21 protein-coding genes and 3 pseudogenes are annotated in these 26,944 nt (G+C 61.6%); 18 read left to right on the forward strand and 6 right to left on the reverse strand.

Annotation, left to right across the window (positions count from 1 at the left end):
• Positions 1-18: 18 nt before the first annotated feature.
• Both HCT51_RS06145 and HCT51_RS06150 read right to left on the reverse strand, forming a co-directional pair.
• Positions 19-798 (reverse strand): SDR family NAD(P)-dependent oxidoreductase, encoded by a 780-nt coding sequence (locus HCT51_RS06145; protein WP_166880616.1) that lies wholly within the window; start codon positions 796-798, stop codon positions 19-21.
• A 542-nt stretch (positions 799-1,340) separates the two neighbouring features.
• Positions 1,341-2,822, reverse strand: coding sequence for a helix-turn-helix transcriptional regulator (locus HCT51_RS06150; protein ID WP_166880613.1), 1,482 nt, complete (start codon positions 2,820-2,822; stop codon positions 1,341-1,343).
• 170 nt (positions 2,823-2,992) lie between these two features.
• Between HCT51_RS06150 and aceB the strand changes: the two genes are divergently transcribed.
• The 3 genes and pseudogenes from aceB (at position 2,993) to HCT51_RS06165 (ending at position 7,260) form a co-directional block, all read left to right on the forward strand.
• Positions 2,993-4,663 carry a malate synthase A gene (gene aceB / locus HCT51_RS06155; RefSeq protein WP_166880611.1) on the forward strand — a complete coding sequence of 557 codons (1,671 nt, stop codon included), beginning with the start codon at positions 2,993-2,995 and terminating at the stop codon, positions 4,661-4,663.
• 381 nt (positions 4,664-5,044) lie between these two features.
• Positions 5,045-6,328 (forward strand): annotated as a pseudogene (locus HCT51_RS06160) (ATP-binding protein).
• Positions 6,329-6,348: 20 nt separating this feature from the next.
• Positions 6,349-7,260, forward strand: a complete 912-nt coding sequence (locus HCT51_RS06165; RefSeq protein WP_166880609.1) for a LysR substrate-binding domain-containing protein — start codon at positions 6,349-6,351, stop codon at positions 7,258-7,260.
• 37 nt (positions 7,261-7,297) lie between these two features.
• Here HCT51_RS06165 and HCT51_RS06170 read toward each other — a convergent pair whose 3' ends face one another.
• Entirely contained in the window at positions 7,298-8,173 is an 876-nt protein-coding gene (locus HCT51_RS06170; RefSeq protein ID WP_191413790.1) for a 3-hydroxyacyl-CoA dehydrogenase family protein, read from the reverse strand.
• 220 nt (positions 8,174-8,393) lie between these two features.
• Here HCT51_RS06170 and HCT51_RS06175 point away from each other — a divergent pair, with 220 nt between their 5' ends.
• The 5 genes from HCT51_RS06175 to HCT51_RS06195 all read left to right on the forward strand — a co-directional run bounded on the left by HCT51_RS06175 (position 8,394) and on the right by HCT51_RS06195 (position 14,208).
• Positions 8,394-9,167 carry an electron transfer flavoprotein subunit beta/FixA family protein gene (locus HCT51_RS06175; RefSeq protein WP_166880607.1) on the forward strand — a complete coding sequence of 258 codons (774 nt, stop codon included), beginning with the start codon at positions 8,394-8,396 and terminating at the stop codon, positions 9,165-9,167.
• A gap of 11 nt (positions 9,168-9,178) precedes the next feature.
• Positions 9,179-10,165, forward strand: a complete 987-nt coding sequence (locus tag HCT51_RS06180; protein WP_166880604.1) for an electron transfer flavoprotein subunit alpha/FixB family protein — start codon at positions 9,179-9,181, stop codon at positions 10,163-10,165.
• A 394-nt stretch (positions 10,166-10,559) separates the two neighbouring features.
• Positions 10,560-11,669 (forward strand): cytochrome b/b6 domain-containing protein, encoded by a 1,110-nt coding sequence (locus HCT51_RS06185; RefSeq protein WP_224760705.1) that lies wholly within the window; start codon positions 10,560-10,562, stop codon positions 11,667-11,669.
• Positions 11,670-11,893: 224 nt separating this feature from the next.
• Positions 11,894-13,429, forward strand: a complete 1,536-nt coding sequence (locus HCT51_RS06190; protein ID WP_166880601.1) for an APC family permease — start codon at positions 11,894-11,896, stop codon at positions 13,427-13,429.
• On the forward strand, positions 13,426-14,208 hold the full coding sequence (locus tag HCT51_RS06195) for an SDR family NAD(P)-dependent oxidoreductase (RefSeq protein WP_166880598.1): 783 nt from the start codon (positions 13,426-13,428) through the stop codon (positions 14,206-14,208). The genes HCT51_RS06190 and HCT51_RS06195 overlap by 4 nt, the downstream gene beginning before the upstream one ends.
• Positions 14,209-14,415: 207 nt before the next feature.
• Here HCT51_RS06195 and HCT51_RS18945 read toward each other — a convergent pair.
• The 3 genes and pseudogenes from HCT51_RS18945 to HCT51_RS06205 form a co-directional block, all read right to left on the reverse strand.
• Positions 14,416-14,772: pseudogene (locus tag HCT51_RS18945) on the reverse strand (transposase family protein); the annotation flags it as partial.
• A 158-nt stretch (positions 14,773-14,930) separates the two neighbouring features.
• Positions 14,931-15,854 carry an NAD(P)-dependent oxidoreductase gene (locus HCT51_RS06200; protein ID WP_166880596.1) on the reverse strand — a complete coding sequence of 308 codons (924 nt, stop codon included), beginning with the start codon at positions 15,852-15,854 and terminating at the stop codon, positions 14,931-14,933.
• Positions 15,855-15,983: 129 nt separating this feature from the next.
• Positions 15,984-16,283: a Dabb family protein gene (locus HCT51_RS06205; protein ID WP_166880594.1), complete on the reverse strand. Its 300-nt coding sequence runs from the start codon at positions 16,281-16,283 to the stop codon at positions 15,984-15,986.
• Between the two features lie 253 nt (positions 16,284-16,536).
• Here HCT51_RS06205 and HCT51_RS06210 point away from each other — a divergent pair, with 253 nt between their 5' ends.
• From HCT51_RS06210 to HCT51_RS06255, 10 genes and pseudogenes are all read left to right on the forward strand, one after another.
• Positions 16,537-17,598, forward strand: coding sequence for a polysaccharide deacetylase family protein (locus tag HCT51_RS06210; RefSeq protein ID WP_166880591.1), 1,062 nt, complete (start codon positions 16,537-16,539; stop codon positions 17,596-17,598).
• Between the two features lie 78 nt (positions 17,599-17,676).
• Positions 17,677-18,021 (forward strand): annotated as a pseudogene (locus HCT51_RS18950) (LLM class flavin-dependent oxidoreductase); the annotation flags it as partial.
• Between the two features lie 350 nt (positions 18,022-18,371).
• Positions 18,372-18,671 carry a Dabb family protein gene (locus HCT51_RS06220; RefSeq protein WP_166880589.1) on the forward strand — a complete coding sequence of 100 codons (300 nt, stop codon included), beginning with the start codon at positions 18,372-18,374 and terminating at the stop codon, positions 18,669-18,671.
• Positions 18,672-18,742: 71 nt separating this feature from the next.
• Complete coding sequence (locus HCT51_RS06225; RefSeq protein ID WP_166880587.1) at positions 18,743-19,558, forward strand: nitrilase-related carbon-nitrogen hydrolase; 816 nt, start codon at positions 18,743-18,745, stop codon at positions 19,556-19,558.
• Positions 19,559-19,695: 137 nt separating this feature from the next.
• Positions 19,696-20,469, forward strand: coding sequence for an SDR family NAD(P)-dependent oxidoreductase (locus HCT51_RS06230; protein WP_166880585.1), 774 nt, complete (start codon positions 19,696-19,698; stop codon positions 20,467-20,469).
• Between the two features lie 59 nt (positions 20,470-20,528).
• On the forward strand, positions 20,529-21,014 hold the full coding sequence (locus HCT51_RS06235; RefSeq protein ID WP_166880583.1) for a gluconate 2-dehydrogenase subunit 3 family protein: 486 nt from the start codon (positions 20,529-20,531) through the stop codon (positions 21,012-21,014).
• Between the two features lie 151 nt (positions 21,015-21,165).
• Complete coding sequence (locus tag HCT51_RS06240; RefSeq protein ID WP_166880581.1) at positions 21,166-21,531, forward strand: cupin domain-containing protein; 366 nt, start codon at positions 21,166-21,168, stop codon at positions 21,529-21,531.
• Entirely contained in the window at positions 21,528-23,141 is a 1,614-nt protein-coding gene (locus tag HCT51_RS06245; protein ID WP_224760706.1) for a GMC family oxidoreductase, read from the forward strand. The genes HCT51_RS06240 and HCT51_RS06245 overlap by 4 nt, the downstream gene beginning before the upstream one ends.
• Before the next feature lie 61 nt (positions 23,142-23,202).
• Positions 23,203-25,281 (forward strand): hydantoinase/oxoprolinase family protein, encoded by a 2,079-nt coding sequence (locus tag HCT51_RS06250; protein WP_166880578.1) that lies wholly within the window; start codon positions 23,203-23,205, stop codon positions 25,279-25,281.
• A complete protein-coding gene (locus HCT51_RS06255; protein WP_166880576.1) occupies positions 25,278-26,912 on the forward strand; it encodes a hydantoinase B/oxoprolinase family protein in 1,635 nt (544 codons plus the stop codon). Before HCT51_RS06250 ends, HCT51_RS06255 begins: the two co-directional genes overlap by 4 nt.
• Positions 26,913-26,944 lie beyond the last annotated feature (32 nt).

A 26,944-nucleotide genomic window follows, 5' to 3' on the forward strand; every position in this document is an offset into this window, starting at 1 on the left:
AGGCCGGCAGGTCGTCGGCTATGCACCGACGATGCTTAGCCCGCCATCGACTTCGAGCGTCGCGCCGTTGACGTAGGAAGCAGCGGGCGACCCCAACCAAGCGATCGCCTCCGCGATCTCGGATGGCTGTGCTGGTCGCCGTTGCGGGACGGTCGCCGTCAGCCCGAGCCATGCTTCGTCGCTCGAAGTGATGCCCTGCTGCCGGGCGAGCTCCGCGACGTCCCGCTCGACCATTGGCGTGGCGACGGTGCCAGGGTTGACCGTGTTCGCACGGACGCTCTCTCCATGCTCATACGCAATCGTCCGCATGAGCATGGCCAGGCCGGCCTTGGACGCGCAGTAGGCGCTCGATTCAGGCCAAACCTGCAGCGCAGAGATTGATGCGACCGCGACGATTGCGCCACGGCTCTCGATCAGCGACGGAAGAGCTGCGCGACTGAGATAGAAGGCTCCCGAGAGGTTGACAGCAAGGGTTTCCTCCCAGAGCTCGTCGGTCGTCTCGAGGAACGGGACGGACTGCAGGACTCCGTGGTTCAGTACGAGGAGATCCAGCCGTCCGAAGGCTTCGAGGACGGTGTCGATGGTCGCGCGAGCCTCGTCGGCGCGCGAGGCGTCCGCGACGATCGCCCGACCGCCGATCGACTCGGCGACCTCCTCGATGGCCGCGGCTCGCCGACCAGTCACGACGACCTCGTACCCGTCCACCGCGAGCTTGCGCGCAGTGGCGGCCCCGATGCCCGTGCCGCCACCGGTGACGATAGCGACCCGCTGCTCCTGACTCTGCCCAACTCGTGACACGGTGTCCTCCACTACGGCCCTGTGAACGTGGAGAATTCCCCACGTCTTGAATTCAGCGGTTCTCTGAGGCAGCCGAAATTCCCCTGCAGGAGCCGAGTCGAATCCGGATCCCGGCACTCCAAGGTGCGATAAGCAATACGGGTACCGTCAACGACGGTTAGAGCGGTCGTGACGGGATGTTGCAGTGCCCAATCGATCTTGCCCATCCTTCTCAGCGGGGAATGCAACCTGTCCCGGTCACCGCCGAACTCCATAGTGGCTGCACGGCTCCGGGGTCCGCCATCGTGGATAAACCAAAATGTACCCGGCCAGATTAGGAAGCCAACTCATCCGCCGTGATGGGAGCCCCGTACCTTCTATTAGCCATCAAGCGCAACTTGCGCCGGGCATGGCGGCACGGCAAGACTGCGTCCCACGCTCGGAAACCCCGAAGTCCATCATGGTAACGGTGTCGGAACCCCCGTCGCCGGTAACAAACGAACTGAGCGCGTATCGGGGTGTCATCCCTCTGGCTGCTCAGGTTTGTCCCGGCGCGTTGATATTTAGGCTGGCTCGTGAGCCTCGAGGAAGGAATAAACCTCGACCTCGTTCACGCCCGGGAATGTGCCGGTCGGGAGCGCGGCGAGCAAGCTGGTCGGCGTCCTGGCCGCCGGCCAGGAGTGGCCGGCCCACTTCTCCGAAAGTGCGCTTGGAGCGCTTTTGCAGCAGCCGTCGTCCGGGCAGCTCGAGAGGGACCGATTCGTCGTCTCACGGCCACGGAACCACTTCACGTGCTCGAACGGCACCCCGACCGTCACCGAGTAGTCACCCTCCTTGGCCTTCTCGATCCGGGACGTGCACCAGTACGTGCCGTTGGGGTTGTCGGTGTACTGGTACCAGGGGCTGAACCGGTCTTCCGCCGCGAACACGGTGAACGCCGTCCACTTGCGGCAGACGGTCGTCCCCTCGACCGCGCCGAGGGCATCCGTCGGGTGCTTTACGCCGTCGTTGGAGTAGGCCTTCACGATCGTGCCGGACTCGTGCACCTTCGAGAAGTGCACGGGGATGCCGAAACGCGCGGTGGCGAGGTTGGTGAATCGGTGCGCAGCCGTCTCGTACGAGACAGCGAAGGCGTCGCGGAGGTCCTCCATCGAGATGCGACGGAAGTTCTTGGCTTCGGTGAGGAACCGGACGGCGTCGGCCTCAGGCAGCAGAATCGCCGCCGTGAGGTAGTTGGTTTCGACGCGCTGGCGCAGGAAATCGGCGTAGTTGGAGGGTTCCTGGTGGCCGAGCACGTGGCTGGCGAACGCTTGCACCACGGGCGAGCGCGAGTCACGGGATGCCGACTGCTGGGTCGGCAGGTATATCCGGCCGTTCCTCGAGTCGGTCACCGACCGGGTCGAGTGGGGCAGATCGCCGACGTAATGGAGGGTGAAGCCGAGGTGGTTCGCCATGTCGCCGACGAGCTGTTGCGACACCGGCCCGCCCGAGTGGCCGACGGCGGCAAGGAGCTTGGTGGCCTCCGCCTCTAGTTCGGGGAAGTAGTTGTCCCGTGCCCGCATCGTCGCGCGGAGTTGAGCGTTGGCGCGCCGAGCCTCCTCCGGCGTTGCCGCCCGTTCACGGTGCAGCCGCTCGACCTCCGAATGCAGTGCAAGAATCGCCCGAAGCGTCTCATCGCTGTGCGCCTTCGACACCCTCAGTGGGGGGATGCCGAGGGCTGAGAATACCGGTCCGCGCTGCGCCCGCTCCACGGCGATCTCCAGGGCAGCGCGTTCAGACGGCGCTTCGTCGCTGAGGAGGTCCTCGGTTGTTGTGCCGAGCGCTGCGGCGATTTGCCGGAGCATCGACAGCCGAGGTTCCCGTTTGCCGTTCTCGATCATGGAAACCTGGGACGCGGCGCGGTCTATCGCGGCGCCTAATTGGTCGAGCGTCATTCCTCGGGCTACCCGCAATTGACGGATGCGCCAACCGAGCGTGAGTGCGTCGACCTCACCCTCATCGAACTCAGAGATCGCGAGGCGGGAATGAGCTGCGGTGCTGGTCATGGTGCAATCGTGGCATTCCCCTCTCCTTCCAGTAAGCAGAAGAATCGGTCATCTTCCTTGATCTTTTCCCATCAGAAGCACTTGCGACTCCCACAGACTCGCTTTAGGACCCGACCGCACCCCCAAAGGCGGCCTACTCGACCAACGAAATTATTCAAAGGACTTAGATTATGAACACGCTGCTCGCCGAGCACAGCACGGCACCGACCACGTTGCCCGTCCCCACCCGGCTGCCCGCCGGCCCTCGCATCGAGGTTGTCGGTCGGCTGCATGAGCGTTTCGACGAGATCCTCACCCCGGCGGCGCTCGAGTTCCTCGCCGATCTGCACCAGCGGTTCGCCGGCCGCCGTCACGACCGGCTCGCCGACCGGATGCGCCGCCGCTTCGAGATCGGCAACGGCCGCGACCCGAAGTTCCGCGACGACACCGCGTCGATCCGGGCGGATGCTTCCTGGCGGGTGGCCGGGGCCGGGCCCGGTCTCGAAGACCGCCGGGTCGAGATCACCGGACCGACCGACCGCAAGATGACGATCAACGCCCTCAACTCGGGGGCGAAGGTGTGGCTCGCCGACCAGGAAGACGCCACCAGCCCGACCTGGGCGAACGTGATCGGAGGCCAGGTCTCGTTGTTCGACGCGATCCGTCGCCAGATTGACTTCACCAGCCCCGAGGGCAAGGAATACAAACTCACCAAGGGTGAGACGCCGACGATCGTGATGAGGCCGCGCGGCTGGCACCTCGTCGAGAAACACCTCAGATTCGTCGATCCCGCCGGCGTCGCCATGGCGGCATCCGGCAGTCTCGTCGATTTCGGACTGTACTTCTTCCACAACACACAGGCGCTGATCGACTCCGGCCGCGGACCGTACTTCTATATCGCCAAGCTCGAATCCAGCGAAGAAGCCCGGCTCTGGGATGACGTGTTCTCGTTCTCCGAGCGGCGCGCCGGCATCCCCATCGGAACCATTCGCGCCACGGTTCTTATCGAAACGCTGCCGGCAGCGTTTCAGATGGAAGAGATCCTCTACGAACTGCGTGACCACTGCGCCGGGCTGAACGCCGGCCGCTGGGACTACATCTTCTCGATCATCAAAAACTACCGCGGCCGCGGCGCGCGCTTCATTCTGCCCGACCGCAGTGAGGTCACCATGACGGTGCCGTTCATGCGGGCGTACACCGAGCTGCTCGTGAAGACCTGCCACAAGCGGGGCGCACACGCGATCGGCGGGATGAGCGCGTTCATCCCGAACCGCCGTGACCCGGCTGTCACCGCTCGCGCGATCGAGAAGGTGTCCGCCGACAAGAAGCGCGAGGCCGGCGACGGCTTCGACGGCACCTGGGTGGCCCACCCCGACCTCATCGACACGGCCCGCGCGGAATTCGATGCGGTGCTCGGCGACCGGCCGAACCAGATCGACCGCCAGCGCGACGACGTCGAGGTGACCGCCGCACAGCTGCTCGACGTGCACATCGGCCGCGCCGTGACGGATGCCGGGCTCCGCGACAACGTCTCGATCGGCGTCCGCTATCTCGAATCCTGGCTCCGCGGCATCGGTGCCGCGGCCATCGACAACCTGATGGAGGATGCCGCGACGGCAGAGATCAGCCGCTCGCAGATCTGGCAGTGGATCCACCAGGACGTCCGCACCGACGACGGCGCCCCGATCACCCGCGACCGGGTCGAGCGAATCCTCACCGACCTGCTCGCCACCGTCGAGCGTTTCGACGACGACCGGTTCGATGACGCCGCGGATGTCTTCCGTGACGTGGCGCTGAGGGACGAGTTCCCGACGTTCCTCACGGTGGGCGCGTACTCAAGGTTCCTCGTCGACCTGGCGTAGCCATCCGCCGCACACCAGGCTCTGCCGACTGGGAAGCTATTTCCGGTCGGCGACGCCACCTGCCGCGCTCCCCAACGAGCGCGGCAGACAGTCGTGCTCGAAAGCCCCGCCGTGCCATCAACACGATCACCTCCCGAGGCGCCTCGAATTAGCGTCGTCCACGGGAGCGGACCGGGGCGACCGGCGGATGGCCCTTGTACCGCGAGCCGTCGTGTCACTCACAGCTGTGGCGCTGGAGCCGCTAATCCTTCGCGAGTCCCTTACGGCCGCACACAGGGTCGACACGTTACGCACTGAGCAATTAGACGATCGTGTAAAAGCGACAATGAGGAGCAGGTTCTCTTGGCGTCGCTCAACTTACGCCCTGTGCCACTGTTAGCCATGGCGAATTTCCATGTGCGAGACTTCCACCCCGAAGACATCGACGCAGTTCTGCGGCTCTGGGAAGAGACCCGCGCCAATGGGGAGCCGGTCTATGGCCTGTCGGAGGTTATTGCGTCCTGCCAGGAAGATCACGCGGTCGTGGCTGTTCACGACGAAAGGGTGATCGGCGCGGCCGTCGGCCGGGCTGCGCACGCGCAGGGCTGGATCGTCTTCGTCGCCACGCAACGCGACTGGCAAGACCGAGGGGTCGGCAAGACCATGCTTGCGGCGCTCGAGCGCAGGATGGCAAGCCTCGGACTCCAGAAGCTGTCCGTGCTGCTCCCTGACTCCGCTATGCGAGTCAACGCCTTCAGCGACCAGGGCTTCGTGGCCAAGAAGAACCTTCGCTATTTTGAGCGGCAACTGCCGGTCCAGCGGAAGGAACTTGATACGCTTTCTGAGCTCGGCGGCCGGCTCCTGCCGCGCGGTCTCTGGGACGAAATCGGCGGGATGCAGGCCGAAAAGGAGTTGCTCGAGCGCCGACTCGTAATGCCACTAGCCAACGCCGATCTCGCTTCGCAGTATGGCGTAGTACCACCGAGCGCCGTGGTTCTCTTCGGTCCTCCCGGCACAGGAAAGACCACGTTCGCCAAGGCGATCGCGTCACGACTGGAGTGGTCGTTCGTTGAGGTCTTCCCGTCTCGCCTCGCGGCAGACGCAGCCGGGCTCGCCGGCGCGTTGCGACAGACGTTCCTGAAGATTGATGAACTCGAGCACGCGGTCGTGTTCATCGACGAAGTCGAGGAAATCGCGGTGCAGCGAGGCGGAGAACCCCCGTCGGCCATGCAGGGCGTAACGAACGAACTGCTGAAAATCATTCCGGCCTTTCGAGACCAGCCAAATCGCTTGTTGGTTTGTGCGACGAATTTCATCCGCACCCTCGACACCGCCTTCCTTCGACACGGCCGCTTCGACTACGTCATGCCGATCGGTCTGCCGGATGCGCAGGCCCGAGCCTCGATCTGGTAGCGCTATTTGCCCGAGTCGACGCGCGACCGTATCAACCTCGCATCGCTCGTCGAACGTTCCGACGGATTCTCGCCGGCCGATATTGAATATGCTGCTCGCAAGGCCTCCCAATCCGCTTTGGAGGAAGCCCTGTTCTCCGGGGAACCACACGACGAATCGAGCGGACCCCAGCTGTCGGACTACCTCGACGCGATAGCCGAAACGCGCGCGACAGTCTCGCCTGAGGTGGCTGTGCAGTTCCTTGAAGACATCGACTCGATTGCCCGGCTCTGATTCAGGGGTACTGTTCAAACATGGAAGTGCACAAGGCTAAGGCCTTTCTGGCCGTGGCGGAGGATCTGCACTTCGGCCGCGCGGCCGCGCGACTCCACATGGCGCAGCCTCCACTAAGCAGACTGATACGTGCCTTAGAGGATGAACTGGGGGCTGTGCTCTTCGAGCGGAATCCCCGGAATGTCACACTGACAGCCGTCGGCGAATCGCTGGTCGAGCCTGCCCGGGACCTCGTTATGCGGTCGGAGCGCATGATCGAGCTGGTCCGCCGGGTCCAACAAGGCGAGACAGGCAGAGTCCGTCTCGGCTTTGCAGGGGCGTCCGTCAATGCGGTTGTTAGCGCCCTTGCACGTCGCGTCCGCACCGATCGCCCGGGCCTGACCCTTGAGTTATATGGCTCCCAACTTTCACACCCTGGACTGGAAGGATTGAGAGCCGGCGCATTGGATGCGGTCGTCGGTCGCTGGGACTCACTACCCCGCGATGTGGAGTCCCGGGTGGTGGCTTCGGAGGAACTCTGGGTTGCCCTTCCGGACAATCATGCTCTGGCGCAGAAAGAGGCCGTGTCTATGGAAGACATCGCAAATGAGCCTTGGATTGTCTTGCCAGGTGGAAGCGGTGCCACGCTCTCGAACCGTCTCCACCTATTGGGCATGCGCGGCAGGTTTGTTCCGCGAATCGTTCAGACTGCCGTTGACTCAGCCACTCAACTCCTCCTTGTGGACGCCGGGGTAGGAATTGCCTTGACCTTCTCTGGTGTGCGCGAGAATGTGCCGGTGCATGCCGTCGTTTTTCGACCCATCACCCCGGGCCTAGGATCGGTCGACGTGCGCCTCGCCTGGCGGAGGGCAGATGATAATCCTGCATTGTCGGCTGTGGTCGAAATCTCGGAGGCAGTGTATCCCGGCTCCGCTTCCTCCGAAGAGGACTAAGAAACCACGTGCGCCACGCCCGCTTGACGCGACAGCCTCAAGGCGTGTCGTAGCTGTACCACCCGCGTCCGGATTTCTTGCCGAGATCCCCGACGTCGACAAGCGCGGCCAGCGAAACGGCGGGCGGGTCGACTGGATCTTCCGTTAGAGCAGCGATCGCCTCGTGCATGAATGTGATCACGTCGAGGCCCACAAGATCCATCAATTCGAACGGGCCCATGGGGTGGCCGAGCGCGAGGCGGGCGGTGGCGTCGATATCCTCCAGACTCGCAACGCCTTGTTCGTGGAGGGCGATGGCTTCGTCCTGGAGTGCCATCATCAAGCGATTGGCGATGAATCCCGGTACCTCCGTCGAAAGCTGGACCGGATGCTTGCCGATTCGTTCCACCATGCCCAAAACAGCCGTCATCGTCTGCATGGAGGTGACGGGATTCGGTACCACCTCGACGCATTTCATCATGAGCGCCGGGTTGAAAAAGTGAACGTTGCAGACGCGATCCGCTCGACCCGACGCTTCGGCGATCTGTGACGATGGAATCGTCGAGGAGTTGGTAGCGAAGATTGTGTGGGCCGGTGCTGCTTCATCCAACTCAGCGAAGATGCGCCGTTTCACGTCCAATTGTTCCGTTGCTGCCTCCAGCACGAAATCCGCAGAGCTCGCCGCCTCATTCATGTCGCCCGTCCACCTGAGCCGGCTGAGGGCCCCCTCAGCTTCCTCGACCGTGAGAGCTGCTTTCTCTACGAGGCGGGCGATCCTTCGACCGGCTTCTTCTTCAGATCTCGCAAGTGCTTCGACACTCACATCGCACACGGCGACATCGAACCCGCCAAGTGCGAATACCGCACCTATCTGTGTTCCCATCGTTCCCGCTCCTACTACGACAACCCGGTCGGCGGCAGCGCGCATTGACATTTTTGACTCCTCGGAAGCTTTGTGCTCCAAGTGTGGTCTCGCTCTCGTTATTCCGGTTGCAGAAGTTCGAACAATACTGATTCGGTATTGTCGAGCGTCAGTTTCGGTACTTCAGATCATCGTCAATCGGTGTCAGTGTGACACGTGCAGGGACGGACCGTAATAGATGCCCATGCCGTAACCCACTGCCGAAACCAACGAGCGAGCTGAGGAGTACATCTTGAAAATCATCGTTTTGGTCAAGGAAGTGCCCGACACCTACGGAGACCGCAAACTGAATCTGGAGACGGGCCTGGCCGACCGGGCCGCCAGCGAATCGGTGCTAGATGAGATTAGCGAACGTGCTCTCGAGGTCGCACTCAGCCATGCCGATAAGAATCCCGAGACGGAGATCGTTGCGCTGTCGGTCGGTCCCGACACCGTGCCCACCACGCTCCGCAAGGCGTTGGCGATGGGGGCGACAAGGGCGGTTCATGTGCTCGACGATGGGCTGTTGGGTGCTGACGCCGGCCTGACGGCCCAGGTGATCGCCGCGGCAGCGCATCTCACGGGATTCGACCTGGTGATCGCTGGCAACCTGTCAACCGACGGTGTCGGCGGAATTGTTCCCGCTATGGTCGCAGAGCTCCTGAATCTGCCTGGCGCGACGGGGCTCAACACGATCGACATCGGCGCCGAGGTCACCGGTCGTCGAACAGTGGAATACGGCACTGAGGATGTGACTGTTTCGCTGCCGGGCATCATCTCGATCACCGAAGCGTTGCCTGACGCACGCCTTCCCAACTTCAAGGGGATTATGGCAGCCAAGAAGAAGCCGATAGAGGCATACAGCTTGGCGGACCTGGGGATCAATCCTGATGACGAGTCACGGGCGCGCTCAATCGTTCTCGCTGTGGGGGAGCGGCCAGCGAGGGCGGCTGGCGTGAAGATCATCGACGAGGGAGACGCGGCCGAGAAGTTGGCCGACTTCCTCGCGCAGAACCGACTGGTGTAAGGAGCGCGACAATGACTGATTTTGCTGCTGATTCGATTCTCGTTTTCCTCGAGACGTCCCCCGAGGGCGCTGTGGCAAAAAGCGCCGCAGGCTTACTGGGTGCTGCCGCTGGAGTCGGCACGCCGGTGGCCCTCGTTATCACCGCCCCCGGGCAGGGTGAGGCCGCTGCTTCGGAGGCTGCCGCACTGGGTGCCGCCCATGTGCTGATTGCCGAGCCGGCCGACCTTGCCACAGCGCTGACAGTGCCAGCCGTGGACGCCCTCACCGCGGCGGTGACCACGGTCGCACCGGCGGCGATCCTGGTATCGAACTCCATCACGGGTCGAGACGTAGCCGCTCGCTTTGCAGTACGCACCGGGTCGGCGCTCGCCTATGACGCGGTCGGAGTTTCCCGGGACGAAGAGGGCATTGTGGCACACCACTCTGTCTACGGCGGTGCATACAACGTCGACTCCGCGGCGACCACAGGTGCGCTGGTGATCACTGTGCGCCAGGGGTCCATCGAGGCACGCGCCCAGGCGCAGCAGGCCACGTCCGAGCGGCTCGAGGTCGATCCGAGCGGAGCCCCAGCGGCGACGATCACCGGCCGTGACGAGGTCAGGGAGATGTCGTCCCGACCTGAGTTACGGGGAGCCGCCAAGGTGGTCTCCGGCGGACGTGGACTCGGCTCGGTGGAAAAATTCCGGATCGTCGAACAGCTCGCAGATACGCTGGGCGCCGCTGTCGGAGCCTCGCGCGCCGCGGTCGACGCGGGATACGTGCCGCATAAGCTCCAGGTCGGTCAGACAGGTGTGTCCGTGTCGCCACAACTTTATGTCGCGATCGGAATCTCTGGCGCAATCCAGCACCGCGCCGGCATGCAGACCGCGAAAACCATCGTGGCGATCAACAAGGATCCCGACGCGCCGATCTTCGATGTAGCCGACTTCGGGATTGTGGGTGACCTCTTCGCGGTGGTGCCGCAACTGATCGGCGCGATCGAAGCACGTAAGAAGTAGTAGCAAGAGCAACAGAGGAGTATCCGTGGCTGCGATGCGACGTGGCTTGCCCCGATTCCCAGGAGAGGATGCTTGGCCCCCGGTGCGGGAAGAACGAACAACGAATGCCACGGTCTCCGTTGCAGCAGAATCCGTGGATCGCCTGGCTCAAGTCGGGGAGGACACCACGCTGGCGGTATCTCCAAGGGCCACGGTCAGCTCCGGGGCTGTGACTACACCGCCGTCGGCAACGACACCGGGCCGTCGAGGCCTGCCTCGCCGACCCGGTGAGTCACCAGCATCCGGTGCGTCAAGTGTTCAATCGGCGACTCGCGGTGGCACGCGTCCGTCAGGCCAGGCCGATGGTGCCGGCTCCGCTGGAACCCTACCGGCTGACGTCGCTCGCGCAGAAGCGGTGGAGCCCAAAGCCGGACGCCGGGGACTGCCACGTCCGACCGCAGTCCAGACGTCAGCCGCAGTCGACCATGCGCGCGAGCCAGCAGCATCCGTCGCCCCCATCGCTGCTGTCGAATCCGACCACCAGCCGATCCAGCAAACTGCGGCACGTGACACGTCGGCGCAGCCCGGTCCTGTCTCGAGTAGAGAGCTGAAAAAGTATGGACGGTTCACGCTTCTGCAGTGGACAGCCGGCGGTCTTGGTTTTCTCCTTGCATTCGTGTCGGTCGTTTTGCTCGCTGTCTGGTTGCGCGGCCTTGCTTTCATGCAGGACTTTCTCGTAGCGTTCCCCGGCGAGACGCACCTCCCGGAGGGCGCGCCGGTCGGGATCCCGGCGTGGCTGGGCTGGCAACACTTCTTCAACGTGTTCCTGATGGTGCTGATCATTCGCAGTGGACTTCAGGTCCGCACCGAGAAACGCCCGACGGTGTTCTGGACCCCGAAAAGGCCCAAGGGCGGGGGAAAAGTCAGCCTCAACGTCTGGTTCCACCAGGCTCTGGACATTCTCTGGCTCACCAATGGGCTCATCTTCGTCGTATTGCTGTTCGCCACTGGGCAATGGATGCGGGTTGTTCCCACCGGCTGGGAGGTCATTCCCAACGCCCTGTCCGCAGCACTGCAGTACGTGTCACTCGACTGGCCGACCGAGAACGGGTGGGTGAACTACAACAGCCTCCAAGTGCTCGCCTATTTCACGACGATCTTCATTGCGGCGCCGCTTGCGGCGATCACCGGGGTCAGGATGTCTGGCATATGGCCGAAGAACGCCAAGACGCTCAACCGGCTATACCCGATCGAGTGGGCCCGCGCGGTCCACTTTCCCGTCATGTTGTACTTTGTCACGTTCATCATCGTGCACGTGGCGCTCGTGTTCGCGACCGGTGCACTGCGAAATCTCAACCACATGTATGCCGTACAAGGCTCCGTCGATCCAAACGCGTTTGCGGCGAATTGGTCGGGCTTCTTGATCTTCTTCGCCTCTTTGGTAGTCATCTTGATCGGCTGGACTGCGGCCCGCCCTCTCGTCCTGGCCCCCATTGCGAAGCTTTTCGGCAAGGTCGGGCGTTAAGCGCCGAATTGATCTATCCGGTTGGAGCGCCTCGGCGCTGAACCGATCGCCGCGGTCCATCCGTGGATGTACAGATACCACACAGGTGCTGCACGTTTCGGACGAATTCCAACTGAGCGACATCGGCTCGTCAACCATGATGAGTTCAAGCCTCGGACAGCCAGGAACCACGTCGCGAGTGCAGGCGTTCGTCACCCCGTGGGTGTCACCTGATGGAGGAATTGATGTCCAAGCGTACCGAAATGCTCGAACCAGTCGATAGATCCCGTCGAGGCGGAACCAAGCTCCGGGGCCATTTAGGCGTCCTGAGCCTCGTGTTCATCGTTATGGCCGGTATGACGCCGCTAACCGGTGTCGCCGGGTATATGCCGTTGGTGATCGCGTACGGGAACGGTCTCGGGGCACCGTTCATGTTGCTGCTTACGGGCTTGGTGATCCTGATCTTCTCGGTCGGCTATGTAGGTATCATCCGACGCGTGGCTCGGCCGGGCGCCTTCTATGCCTACATCACAGCCGGACTGGGCAAGCGCGTCGGGCTGGGCGGCGCCTTCGTCACTGTCACTACTTACCTCTTTGCGATGATGGGCCTATACGTATTTGGAGGGATGTCTGCCTCGACCCTCGTGTCCGAACTGGGCGGCCCAGCAATCGCATGGTGGATTTTCGCCGCCGTGCTCCTCGCCGCATCAGCTATTACCGTCTACCTGAACATCACGATCAGCCTGCGGTTCGTTGCCGTGATCGTTGTCATCGAATTCCTTATCGTTTTGATATTCGATTTCGTTGTCGCGTTCCAAGGTGGTCCTGAGGGAATAACGACCGTTCCCTTCACTGTCGAAGCACTTACCAGTGGATCTCTCGCGTTGGGGTTCCTGTTCTCGGTCACGATGTTCATGGGTTTTGAGGGCGCGGCTCTGTACTACGAAGAGGCGAGAGATCCGCAACGCTCGATTTCGCGCGCCACGTACATCATCGCGGGCGTGCTTGCCGTCTTCCTGGGGTTCACCTGCTGGATGATGATCGTCAGTATTGGGGAATCCGATGCGCTTGCTGTGATTTCGGCGGACCCGGCCGGATCCTTCATCGCTGCTTTAGCAGTCCACCTTGGAAGCACCTTCGCGAGTTTCGCCTCCGTGCTTGTCCTCACCGCCGCCTTCGCGTGCGCCGTTTCCATCGCCAACATGCTTTCCCGGTATGTGTATTCGCTCAGCGTCGATCGGGTAGCGCCCGCATATTTCGGTGTCGCGAGCGCACGCCACGGGTCACCCGCCCGGGCGTCGGTCCTCGTCAATTCCGTTTACGTGGTCGGGCTTGCGGCCGCTGTGGTCGCCAATATTGACCCCAACATTGTCTTGGCGCTGTCGGCCGGGTTCGGCACCTTCGGCTTACTCATTATCTTTTCATTGGCGTCGGTTGCGATCTTTGTCTATTTCATACGCAACCGTGAGCCGCGTCGCGGTCGTCAGGTTGCCATACTCGCATCCGCTGCTGTATCCGCAGTGTTCTTCGGCATCATGGTCCTCTACGTTGCCAACAACCTCGATGTGATTGTTGGAGATATGCCAGCAGTGATTATCGGTCTGCAGGTGATTCTGTACGCTGCTTTTGTCGGGGGAATAGTGTTCGCAAGTTACCTGGCAGTCAAGCGGCCAGATGTTTTCCAGCACATCGGACGGATGGGCTTTGTGACCGCCGACGGATCAGATGTTTCACCTGATGAGTCGCTAGAGGACAAACCGAAGGAAGATGTGCAGCTATGAACGTGAAATCGCGTGTTGGCAATGAAATCGCGCTTATCACAGGCGGTGCCTCGGGCATCGGCCAGGCATGCGCTTCGGTGCTCGGACGCCGTGGCGCCAAGGTTTGCTTGTTGGACATCCACGAAGACGGGCTGGCTGCAACCGCAGCCGTCCTTTCCGATCAGGGAATCGATGTCCTGACGGTTACGGCGGACGTGACCGACCAGGCCGCGGTGGAGGGGGCCGTCGCAAAGCTTGTCAACCTATGGGGGGGCTTGGACACGGTCGTCACCTCCGCCGGAATCGAGCACGTTGGTATCGTCGAGGACACCCCGCTGACGGATTTCCGGCGGGTCCTCGATATTGCGCTGGTCGGCACCTTCATCGCGGCGAAAGTAAGCCTTCCCCACTTGCGGGTATCCCGGGGGAGTTTCACTGCCGTCGGTTCTACCACCTCCCTCACAGGCGCAAATGGGTGGTCCGCCTACAGCGCGGCGAAGCACGGAGTGGTCGGCCTGGTGAAGTCAATGGCGTTGGACCACGCGCGCGATGGCATCCGCATCAATGCTGTGCTACCGGGCTTCATCCAAACACCGATGTCCGCGCGCCTTCTCGAGGGTTTGTCAGAGCAAGAGCTCGCCGCCACCGACGCCGCTATTCCTATCGGGCGTCGTGCGGAACCTGTGGAAGTCGCGCACGCTGTCGCTTACCTCTCCTCTCCCGAGGCAAGCTACGTAACTGGTTCCCTATTCGCCGTCGACGGCGGAATGCTAGCCGGCGCGTACGAACCGACGGACTGAAGCGGCGACGAGAGGCTTACCTGCAACGTAGCGATTACCGTCGGGCGTCTCCAGGTAGGCCTTACGCCGCGGGGTCTTAGTATCGCCAATGCGCGCTGGTAAGGCTGCAAGAAGCTGACTAGTTGTACTAAGTCAGCACGTTGGTTGGCACTCCCGCTGGTTGGAGTCCCTCCGATGCGATGTAGCCGAGCCCTCGTACCGCGCCGCGCTGCGCAACCGTGCGCGCCAACCGTCTCCGTCCGGGATTCGGCCCAGCTTCTTCGCATCGACATGGATCAACTCGCCGAGATGTTCCCGTTCATCGGCTCGGTATAGATCGCGAGGCGCGGATTAGCTGGCCAGTCAACAGATCACATCACGCCAGGCGAGCGATCGGGTGCCGAACCAGGATGCGGGAAGAGTTCGCGTCGGCACCGTGGTAACCTCCGGATGCGCAGTGGCCCCGCCCTCAGCTCGTTCCGAGCGGTGAGCACCCGACTTTCCCGCTCCGTGCTTGTCCGTAAGGCGAAATTCTTGGTTGGGACCATCGAGCCAGCAAACTCGGAGAGCCTCGGCTCGATACCGACGCGGGCGAATGCGTTGGTAGCCCCAATGGGGAGTAGGTTTCGGTCATTGAGGCCGATAGGACCGAGGCAAAGCGCGGCACCCACCGGTTGCCGTGCCGGGAACAGACAAACACTGCTCACGGCCTGTGACACAGCCGTGAGCACTACACCTAGTCCCTACTGACCCTCTTCACGCGTGAGTAGGTGGTAGATGACTGAAATGTCTTTGAGCCCGAATCCAGCGCGCTGAGCTTCTTTCGAGTACCTGCCGGTAGCTTCAAGCATGTGCGCGTCCAGCCCTACTTTCCGGTAAGCGCCGAGCATCGGGTTGACTCCGTCGGCATAAATGTCGACAGTCGCCTGATCGCCGTCGAAGTCGCCTCTCGCGAATCGATCACTGAGCGCCTGGTTCTGCTTCTCGAATTGAGCCGTTCGAAGCGAGGCGGAGAGCCTGAAGTCTTCGAGGGACAAGCCGTAGGCAGTGACTAACGCCGCGGCTTCCATGTAAGCGCAGCGTTCCGCAAAGTCAACAGTCCACACCGCCGCGCAGAGCACGGATGCAGCCGTCACCTCGTTGCTCAGGAAGCGACAGTCGCCGGCGATGTTTCGCAGCAGTTTCTCGTTTGCCAGGAAGGCTGCGTTGTCGCCGGAGGACAACATTTCTGCGTCTTCGTCACCGGCCTGCGCGGGGAAGAAGTTGATCTTCGCGTCGATGAATGAGGCGTTGCCTTTCGCGGCGGACTCCGCAACGCGCGCCACATCGTCGGGCCCCCCGGTAACGCTGTTGACTACCGTCTTGCCAGCGAGCGCGCTACGGACAGCGGGCTCATCCATCAGTTCTGTCACCATCTGGCAGTCCAGGAGGCACCAGAACGAGACCGGACTGGCAGAAATAGCCTCCGCCAGGTCGCGGGTTGCTGTAGCACCATCCCCGGCGACGCTTTCGGACTTGCTGTGGGTGCGATTCCAAACGGTCACCTCATAACCCGAGCGGATCAAGCTGCGAGCGATCGCACTCCCCATTAGACCAAGGCCTATCACAGACACGCGCTTTGACTCGGTCATAGCTGTTTCCTGCGGCAGGTGTTTTGATTCGGTCATTTCTGTTTCCTTACGGGTTCGGGTGAGAGAAACTCCACGGCTTTCGGTGGCAATGTGTATCGGGTGCTCAAGGTCGACAGGCCCACCGTCAGCCACACGCTGTCGCTCGGCAAGGGTGCGACCGATCGGTCAACCAATCGAGAGGTCGACCCACGCTGAATCCCTGAGCGACTCGTAAATCTCGTCCACCAGGGCCACCTGATCGGGGTCGTTCAGATAACTGTTGAGGTCGTCATAACTTTCCACGTCGATCGTCATGCCGTAGTCGAACTTGCCAATCGTGGCGTTCTCCTGAACACCAATATGCTTTCCGATGGACCAGTCGATCAGTCGGGGAATCTGCCGATTGAGGTGCGACATTTGCTCCAGCACACGCTCAGCATCGTGGCCGTCTTTGACGCTCCAGAGGAATAGTTGACGGATAGCCATGTTGATTTCCCTTTCTCAACCTTCACCCGAACGGTGGTCAATCGGGTCATTATGCAACGCCACTTTCCCACCAAGGCGGTGCGATGCGCCACCGGCGCCTTCACTGAGAACCCACGAAGACACGCTGGATGTTTCGTGCATGCTACAAAGACGAGCGGGCCAGCTTCAACGTGACGCGGTTTGGGACGACGACTAATGAGCCCACGCGCCTTAGGTCTCTTCCCAAACCAACCCAGGGAGGAGCGCGGGTACGTTGAAAACTAAATTCGAGGATGAAAAAGGTGGCGGACGAGGTCGTTCCCGGGCCATCACAACGAAGTTGACCGGCAGCCACTTGTGCTTCCATGTGGAGGGGTGCGGTATGGAAAAAGAGTCGGCTCAGCGGGCGGGAGCCGCGTTAACGGTCTGCTTGTCTTTTGATTTTGATGGTCCTAGCGGCTGGCTCGCGGACGACTCTCGTAGTATTGCGGACGTTTCCCGCGGAGAGTTCGCCGCGGTGGCTGTGCCGCGCATATTGGACCTCCTCGACAAGCACGGCGTATCTGCGACCTTTTTCGTACCGGGTCATACTGCACTCGCCTACCCCCGCCATGTGGAGGACATCCTCGGCCGAGGGCACGAGGTCGGCCATCACGGCTGGGTCCACGAAACACCCGGGACGTTCGACCTTGACCGGCAGCGCGAATTCTTCGCTCGAGGCATTGATGCCTTAGAGAGAGTGGCCGGGATTCGACCAGTCGGCTATCGCGCGCCCGGTATTGGCTATACCCCTGAGACGATTCAAGTTCTCGCCGAGAACGGCATCGCGTACGACTCCGGTCTCAGCGCCTCGGATTTTCAGCCGTATTACTTACGTCAAGGGGACCTCCTGTCGGCGACCGAGCCGTATTTGTTCGGAACGACAACAGGGATCGTGGAGCTGCCGTTCGCATGGGCTCTCGATGACTGGGTGCACTTCGAGTACTACGCCGGGCAAGCCATGACTCTCAATGCGCCATCGGCCGTGCGCGAGGTCTGGCAGGCAGAGTTCGACTACGCGTGGGAGAAGGAGCCGGGAGGGGTCTTTATCCTTTGCATGCACCCCGAGGTGATAGGGCGAGGTTCGCGCATCATGATGCTTGATTCTCTCATTGAGCACATGGCATCGCGTCCCGGGGTGCGCTTCGAGAAGATGGCCGACTTCGCCACGCGTTGGAGGAGCGCAAATACGGTCGACGCGTGGCTTGCGTCGTCATCGCCTTTGGTGCCTCGACCGTTCCCGCTGCAGGACAGCCCGCGCAGCGAAGCAACGGCCGGGAAAAACGCTATCCGATGAAGTTTGGCTACGGACTGATCACACCTGTCAGCGCTATCCCGGCGATTCACGCTCCGATGAGGACGTGTACGAAGAGGGCGGACGCTTGCACAAGAGACGGACGAACTGGGCTTCGATTCGCTCTGGGTGGCCGAACATCATTTCTGGGACGACAGCTGGATGCCGGCCCCTTTGCCGGTTCTCGGTGCGATGGTTGCAAGGACGAAAAAGATCCAGCTCGGCACCGGGATCATGCAAGCTCCGTTGCATTCACCGGTTCTCCTCGCCGAGGAAGCTGCGACCGTCGACCTCATCTCCCACGGGCGTCTACTCCTCGGTCTTGGAATCGGGTGGCGCCCCGAAGCCGGCCCGCCCAGGAGGACCTCCGATTTGGTTGGGCTGGTTCGTCGAGGCCGCCGCGCGTCGTGCAGGGCGAATCGCTGATGGATGGCTTGCTCACGGCACGCCGCTCCACCACTTTGCGCAAGAGGTCGGCTGGATCCGAGACGAGTTCGTCGACAACCGGCCGTTTGAGTACGCCATGCCGACGCTCGCTCGTACAAATTCGACCCTCGCCGTTATTGCGCACTTCCGGGGCACCCATCTCGGGGAGTTTCTTGGAGTTCCTTCCGACAGGCCGCGCGGTCGACGTACCGTTCGTTAATCTCCTTCGTTTTGAGGACGGGATGATGGTCGAGTACTGGGGAGTATTTCCATCGAGCGAAGTCGTTCGACAACTTGTTGACGGGGAAGGCGTCGGGAAGTCCGACGCCACACGATGAGGGGATTTACAGATGGCAATTCGACACCTGTTCCTTTGGAACGTTAAAGCTGAGCATGACCCCGAGTGGGTGCTCGACAAGATGTCGGAACTGACCTTGCTGGTTCCCCGACTTATCGCGTGGTCGATAGGGAAGGACATGGGCGATACGGATGAAGCGAAGTCTGGCTCTTTTGATTATGCAATGACTATCGACGTAGAGAGTCTCGACGACCTCAACGACTACCTGAATCACCCGGAGCAGTTAACGCTGATCGACGAGGTCCACCACGCGGTCGCGGAATCGACGTGGATTGATTTCCACATTAACTGAACGCTGGATCCCTGGATGCGCCACACAAAACGTGTAGGCCCACCCGTGTACTAACAATGGAGGCATTTTCAATGGACGCATCATCGCACCTGATTGTCGGCGTCGCGCAATTCGAGCCGGTATCGGACGCGCGGGATAACATGCAGCAGATTCGCGATCTGACTGGTCGTGCAAGTCGTTCGGGGGTGGACCTGCTCGTTTTCCCCGAGCTATCCATGACGGGATGGGGATCCAGTGCGCAGGAAAACGCGACGCGCGCGCAGTCGCTCGATGGGCCGCTGGGGTCCGAACTCGTGAACATCGCTGACGACTTCGGAGTGACGGTCGTCGCCGGCATGTATGAGAAAAGCGACAACGCGGTCGAGAAGCCGTACAACACCTTGGTCGCTGCATCGCCCGGCGCTGGTGTCGTCGCTACCCACCGCAAGACTCACCTGTATGACGCTTGGGGGTACCTTGAGTCGGACGAGGCTCAAGCGGGCGATGGAGCGGTGGCTACCCTGATGGTCAAAGATGTTCGCGTCGGTCTGGTCAATTGCTATGAGATTCGGTTCCCCGAGCGCTCTTATCGGGTCGCAAGTGAAGGATGCGAGGTTTTGGCGCTCAGTGCTGCATGGCCAAGTGGCCCGCATAAGGAGGAGCACTGGGAGATCAACATTCGGGCTCGAGCAATTGAAAATCAGGTGTGGGTCGCCGGGGCGAGTTCGACGGGTACGGACGTCATTGGGCGGAGCTTGCTCGTCGACCCGCTCGGGGTGGTGCGGGCTCAGTTGGATGAGTCATCGGCGCAATGGGCCAGCGCGGAGATCATCGGTGCGCGAACTGAGCGCGCTCGCCGCACGTTACCTGTGCGGGCACAGCGGTGCCTGACTTATTACGGCGGGTAGGCGCCGCGGTCTGCGGACGAAATGCGTCCGAGAACCTCATACATATTCCAAAGTCGCGTTCGGCTCCGGGGCGTCAGCGGGCGTTACGTTTGCGAGACGCCCAGACGCCGGTCATCTGGATACCAAAGGAGTAAAACGTGAGACTCGAAGGTCGTACAGCGCTGGTCACTGGCGGGAGCCGTGGAATCGGGAAAGCGATCGCGTCACGGCTGGCGAAGGAGGGCGCACGCGTCACGATTGTCGGACGGAACTCTGCGCGGCTGGAGACCGCAACAGCCCAATTCCGAGCGGAGACGCTCCAGGTCCGGAGCATCACCGGAGACATGACGGTGATCGAGGATATTGAGCGCGTCATCGATGGCATCGTGGCCGAAAACGGGCGGATTGACATCCTCGTAAATAACGCGGCCATCGCCGACAGCGCACCCTTTCTTGACATGACCAGGCAGCAATGGGACAGGATCATCCACAGCAACCTCACCGGTCCCTTCCTCGTTGCCCAGACGGCCGCTCGAAAGATGGTTGACACCGGCGGCGGAGTGGTTGTGAACATCTCATCGGTTAGTGCACACGGTGCCGATCGAATGACAAACTACTCCGCCGCGAAGTCTGGACTGCACAGCATCACGCGCGACATTGCCACCGAACTTGCTCCTTTCGGCGTGCGCGCGGTAACCGTGACCCCTGGATGGGTAGCGACAGAACTGGTCGTCGAGCATCTCGATGCTGACTTGCTGCACAAGCTGCGAACCGACTTTAAACGGGTGCCGATGAAGCGCCTACTTCAAGCGCAGGAGATCGCCGGCGCGGTTGCGTTCGTCGTCTCAGACGATGCAAGCGGCATGACAGGCAACGAAGTCGTCGTCGACGGGGGAGCGCTCGGAAGCGTCTATATCAATACATCACTTTGAGAAGGATGCCTGCCGTGCGGCGGCTGAAACAACCAACCGATGCAACAGAAGGAGACACCATGGCTGAGGTGCCAAAGTCCGTCGAAGAGTTTCTCACCGACGGGGTCAGGGCTCGAATCGCCGACCTTGCCGACCGAATCGTGCCGGCTGACGGACAAAAGCCGTCGGCTTCCGAGGTGGGTGTACACACAACATACATCGATCGAGCGCTTCGCGTGCGACCAGACAGGATCGGTATGCTCACCACGGTGCTCGCCCATATGGAACGCGCAGAGTCCGCCGACGTTCTGGAGAACGTAGAAGCGGAGGTGCTCGAACCCGTGGTTGAGCTCATCATCGCCTGCTACTTCATGTCGCGCGTCGCGCGCCGGAGCATCGGCTATCGCGGGCAGGTCGCCGTGCCCATTGCTGAGGGCGAATCGGAGTACTACCTCGAGGAAGGCGACATCCTCGCGCCGGTCCTGGCTCGCGGGCCGATCTGGCGCGACACGCCAGACGCGCGTCGCTTGACCGGACAGCTCGCCGATGCCGGCAGCTTGGGGTAATTCCTAGTCTCCGTGAGCCAGTTCGCAAAGCTGACTATGGCCGGTGCCCAACCCCGCAGTAAGACTGATTGTCACGCCAGGCGAGACCGCTTCGACGGACGTCACAGATTTGATAGAGACCAAAATTCGTTACCTGCCCACAGGAGGGCTCATGCCGAAGATCACTAAGTTCCGCGCTGACGAGGTCGTGCCGGAACAATACGACGTCGAAGCCGACAGCATTCTCGAGGGGAATCCTCAGCAGGCCAGCACTGTGACGTGGCGGAGTGAGGACGGGACCGTTGTTGCAGGAATCTTCCGCTCGACAATCGGAAAGTTCTCGTTCCAGCAGCTGGGACACGAGTCGACGTTGGTCCGGAAAGGGCACGTCATAGTCACCGCCGACGACGGATCATCGGTTGATTGTCGGCCGGGCGACGTGATGAATATTGCCCAGGACGCGGTGTGCGTCTTCGATGTTCGCGAGGACCTGGAAGACTACTTCGTAATCGTCAACTCCGCCGGTGTTGACCTGTGAGCGGCGAGGTCGCTGACGTACTCATCGTCGGTGCGGGCGCCTCGGGTGCCATTGTGGCGAGAACCATGGCGCAGGCGGGATTCTCTGTCGTGTGCCTTGAGCAGGGCAGGTGGATCGGTGCAGAGGAGTATGCGAGCGACAAGCTCGAGCGTGAGCTGCTGTCTGGCACAACGTGGAACTATAACCCTAACCATCGTCAGCGCCCGGAAGACTATCCGGTCGAAGTCAGTGATACGCCCATTCATCCGGTCATGTTCAACGCGGTTGGCGGAAGCACCGTTCACTACGCTGCGGAATGGACACGGTTACTGCCGTCGGACTTCCGACTCCGCACGCTTGACGGAGTCGCCGACGACTGGCCGATCAGCTATTGGGATCTGGCCCCGTATTACGACAAGGTCGAGGACCTCAACGGCGTTTCCGCGCACCCGGGTGACCCGGCTTATCCTTCGATGACGCCGGCGCCGAATCCGGCGCTACCGATCGGAGAGATGGGCCGACGAGCCGCCATGGCCTTCAACGAACTTGGTTGGCACTGGTGGCCGGGATATAACGCAATCGCGTCGAGGCCGTATCGGCATCAGGGCGCTTGCAAACGCCGTGCGACCTGCATGACAGGCTGCCCCGAAGGCGCGAAGTCATCCGTCGACATCACAATCTGGCCGGACGCCCTGGCTGCTGGAGCCGAGCTCATCACGGGAGCGCGGGTACGTCGAGTGACAACCGACGCATCGGGTCTTGCGACAGGCGCGGAGTGGATCGATCGCGATGGGACCGTGCACCACCAGCGCGCCCACGTCGTCGTGCTCGCTGCCAATGGAGTCGGAACTTCACGACTCATGCTCCTTTCCGATAGCGCTGCACACCCCAATGGGCTCGCCAACTCCAGCGACCTCGTCGGACGGCGACTGCAAATGCACCCGTTGACTGTCGTGTATGGGGAATACGATGAGGACCTTCAGACGACTCTGGGCCCATACGGCGAGCCCGTAACGTCGTCACAATTCGCTGAGCGCGACGTTTCCCGAGGCTTCTGGGGAGGCGCCCGTCTGACGGTGATGCCCATCGACGGTCCCGTCGAGACATGGGGAAGATCGGATGACCGTCCGCTGAGCCAAAGGTACGGCGCGCACTTTCACAATATTGCGAATGCGACCGGGAAAGCGTTCGAGATCGCAGCGTCGATGGATGATCTCCCCAATGTTGATAATCGAGTCACCATCGATCCCTTCCTGACCGACAACGACGGTATTCCCGCACCAAAGGTCACCTGGCAGCCGGCGCCGGACACGGAGAAAGCGCTTGACTACTTTGCATCGCGGGCAGAAGACCTGCATCGTGCCGCGGGTGCACGAAAGATACGTCGCGTCGAAGCGGGGGCAGACGTCGGTTGGCACCTTCTCGGAACTGCGCGCATGGGCACAGACGCGACTTCGTCTGTCGTGGACCCTTTCGGCCGCGCGCACGACGTCAAGAACCTCTTCGTCGTCGACGGTTCTGTCTTCGTGACGTCGGGACAGACGAACCCCACCGCAACGATCATGGCGTTCGCACAGCGCGCGGCAGAGCACATGGTGGCGACCGCACGAAACCAGCGAGTAGCCGCATGAGCACAGCGCGTGGCGAACAGGAGAGCCTCCGTGGCTTTCAGAGCGGCTCAGAGGATCAATAATGCACAAAGAGAGGGAGGCAATGGCGCCGAATAACGAGCAAGCCCGAGTCGGCATCGACATCGGAGGTACGTTCACTGACGCGTTCATCGCTGTCGACGGCCGCTTGCAGATCGCAAAAGTCCTTACACGGACGGAAGACCGGGCGGCTGGCTTTCTAGAAGCGTTGCACACCGTCAGCGATCGGGCGGGAACGACCGCATCATCGATCGAATTTCTCAGCCACGGGACGACCACGGCGACCAACGCTTTGGTCGAAAACACCTTGGCGCGAGTTGGGTTTGTCACGAATGCCGGATTCACTGACATGCTTGAGATTGGCACACAGCAGCGCGACCACACATATGGATTGCGGCTACCCAACTCGCTAGCGGTTGTTCCCCGCGATCGGTGTTTCGGGGTCAGTGCTCGAATCGACGCTCAGGGTGCGGAGCTTGCTCCGCTCGACTTGGACGAGGTACGCGAGGTCGCATCGCGGCTGCGGGATTCTGCCGTGGAGGCAATCGCAATTTGTATGCTCTTTTCGTTTGTCGACAGCAGTCACGAGCGCGAGATTGCTCGCATCCTAGAAGAAGAAATTCCTGGCGTTCCCATTTCAATCTCATCAGAAATCGCCCCTGAAATACGCGAGTATGTACGCGCAAGCACCACAGTGCTCAACGCGGCGCTGCTCCCACTCGTTGGGGGCTACATCGACGACATCGCGACGGGGCTGCAGTCAGCCGACGTCGAAACGCCGCTATATCTCATGCAGTCCAACGGTGGCTTAACAACCGGTGAGATAGCCGCAGAAAGGCCCCTGTCGCTCGCTGAATCCGGCCCGGCGGCCGGAGTCATGGGACTGGCCCGCATCGGGATGATTTGTGGCGAAAGGGATTTGCTCACCTTCGACATGGGCGGGACGACGATCGATGTATCACTTGTGACCGATGGCATTCCGGCGTTTCGGTATGAGGGCGAGGCCGCTGGACAACCCATCAATCTGCCGCAGGTCGACCTGCTGTCCATCGGAGCGGGGGGCGGATCTATCGCATCGGTTGACTCTCAAGGTCAGCTCAGCGTTGGCCCGGAGAGTGCCGGCTCACGTCCGGGACCGGCAGCATATGGGCTTGGCGGCGTTCAGGCCACTGTCACCGACGCTCATGTTGTGTTGGGCAACCTTTCACCAGATCGGAAGCTTGGGGGCAGCGTTCAGCTCGACCGCGAAAGGGCGAGGGAGGCTATTCGCAAGAACGTCGCCGACCCCCTGGGAATTTCGGTGGAGGAGGCTGCGAGCGGGATTCTCCGGGTCGTGAACGCGAACATGAGTCGGGCGGCGCGGCTCGTGAGCGTGGCCCGTGGTCTTGACCCGCGCCAGTTCACACTGGCAGCCTTTGGCGGGGCGGGCAGTCTGCATGCCTGCGCCGTTGCCGACGAATTACATATGACCAAGGTGCTCATTCCTCGGTACCCGGGAGTTGCGAGCGCGATCGGCCTTCTGGTAAGCGCGGTACGACACGATGTCCGCCAAGGGTGGCCCCGGCGCCTTGATGAGGTTTCACTCGATGAGCTGACCGGTGTGCTTGACTCGCTCGAGGCCACGGCCAACGGACTACTGCTTCGCGCCGGGCATGCCGATACGGAGGTGACCTTCGAAGCAGACATGCGGTACGAAGGCCAGGGGTACAGCCTCACTGTCCCGCTACAGCGAGACGATATAAGCAGCGAAACACTCGAGCGGCTGGCAGAGGCACTGGCTGGCGCCCACCGGGCGGCGTACGGCTATGTGCCGGCTCATCCAGAGATGGAAATCGTGAGTCTGCGTGCAACCGGCCGCGCCGACGCGCATCCCATCGCGTCGCTAGGCGGATCGATGTCGTCCGGGGACGATCATAAGTCAGACCTCGCTCGAGTGTTCCTTGGCGGCAGCTGGCGTGATGTACCGGTGATGCACCGAGAAGCCGTGAACGGACAGATCAGTGGCCCAGCCATCTTCCAGCAGGAGGACACGACAATCCTGCTTGAAGACGGGTGGAAGGCAACCCCCATCGAAGATGGCAACCTTTTGTTGGAGCGCACACGTAAGGCGGTCGACGCATGAACACGAAAATCGATGCATTCACACAGGAGATCCTGAACAACGCTTTCAAATCGATCGCGGACGAGATGGCCATCATTGAGTACAGATCCTCGTTCTCACCGGTGATCCGCGAGGAACATGATTTCAACACTGCATTGCTCGACAGCAAAGGCGACCTGGTATCCGCGTCGGAACAAAATCCCTCCATGCTGGGCGTCATGCAGTCGTCGTTGCGTATCTTGATTGCGGAGAACGGTCCGCTGAAGCCGGGCGACGCCATGATCGCGAATCACCCGTACCTCGGCGGTTCTCACACTCCCGATATTCAGATCTTCGCGCCGGCGTATCTTGGTGAAACGCTCGTTGGATATACAGGAGCGATCGCGCATCACATTGACATCGGTGGCCGTTTCGTCGGTACTGAGCACCCCGAGACGACGGAAATCTACCAGGAAGGCCTTATCTTCCCGGGAATCCTTCTCGTCGACGCCGGGAAGCGCAATGAATCGTTGTTCCGGTTCATCAAGGCGAACGTACGGGACCCACGCGCGATGCTGGGCGACCTCGACGCTCAACTTGCCGCATGTCAGATGGGAGCGGTACAGCTCGCAGAGTTGTCGCAGCGGTTCGGCGCAGATACCGTTCGCGATGCAATGCAGAATCTCCTGGACACCACAGCGGCGCGCGCCAGGATCATCTTCGAGTCCTGGGAGAGTGACGGCGCCGCCGCTGCGGAAGGGTACTTGGACAATGGCGGTCCGCACAGTCCAGAACCGCGGCGCATTACAGTTGCGACGCATGCACACGATGGAACGCTGGTCATGGACCTCACCGGTACGGACCCGCAGATGGATGTCGGCCTGAATGTACCGTACGCGAGCACCCTGGCGGCGCTCCACTACGCTGTACGTGAGTTCACTGACCTGCCGATGAACGAAGGTCTCACACGCCACATCGAGGTTCGCGCGCCCGAAGGCTCGCTCCTCAACCCGATCTTCCCTGCCCCGACCGTGGCCCGATTCATGGCACAGCAGCGACTCGCCAGCGTGGCGGTCGAAGCGCTTGGCAATCTACGTAGGGAGCTGGCAGTGTCCGCCAGCTCGGTTTGCTCGGCCGCCTTCTACCTACAGACCACGGATCCAAGAACTGGGCGCTCCATCATCTTCACGGATTACTTCGGGGGCGGCGGCGGAGCGCGACCGGATGCCCCGGGCGACCACGCAGTCGACAGCTACACGGGAAACTGTGCAATGGTACCCATCGAGATTTGTGAATCGGAGTTCCCCTGGGTCATCGAACGAAGCGAATTGGCCGAGGGCTCCGGCGGAGAGGGAAAGTATTCGGGCGGTATGGGGTTACGCCGAGACTTCCGATTGCTCGCTGAACGAGCCGACGGGATCTGCTACATCGATCAGACCGCGGAGATCGGTCGCGCAAGTGGACGCGAAGGCGGGGGCAGGGGAGCGGCGGCCTCGTTCAAGATCTTCCGCGCCAACGGTGGAGGTGTTGATGTGCTCACGGGAAAGTTGTCCGTGAGGCTTTACAAAGGCGACGTACTGTCAGTGACCACCGCAGGCGGCGGCGGCTACGGTTCGCCTGAGCGCGAAACCGTAACTGAACCATCCCCACAGCGTGAAGATGTCATGGTATGAGGCATACTCCCGTCGTCTCTGTAGCGCACGGA

Source organism: Salinibacterium sp. ZJ450 (genome assembly GCF_011751885.2).
GTDB lineage: Bacteria > Actinomycetota > Actinomycetes > Actinomycetales > Microbacteriaceae > Ruicaihuangia.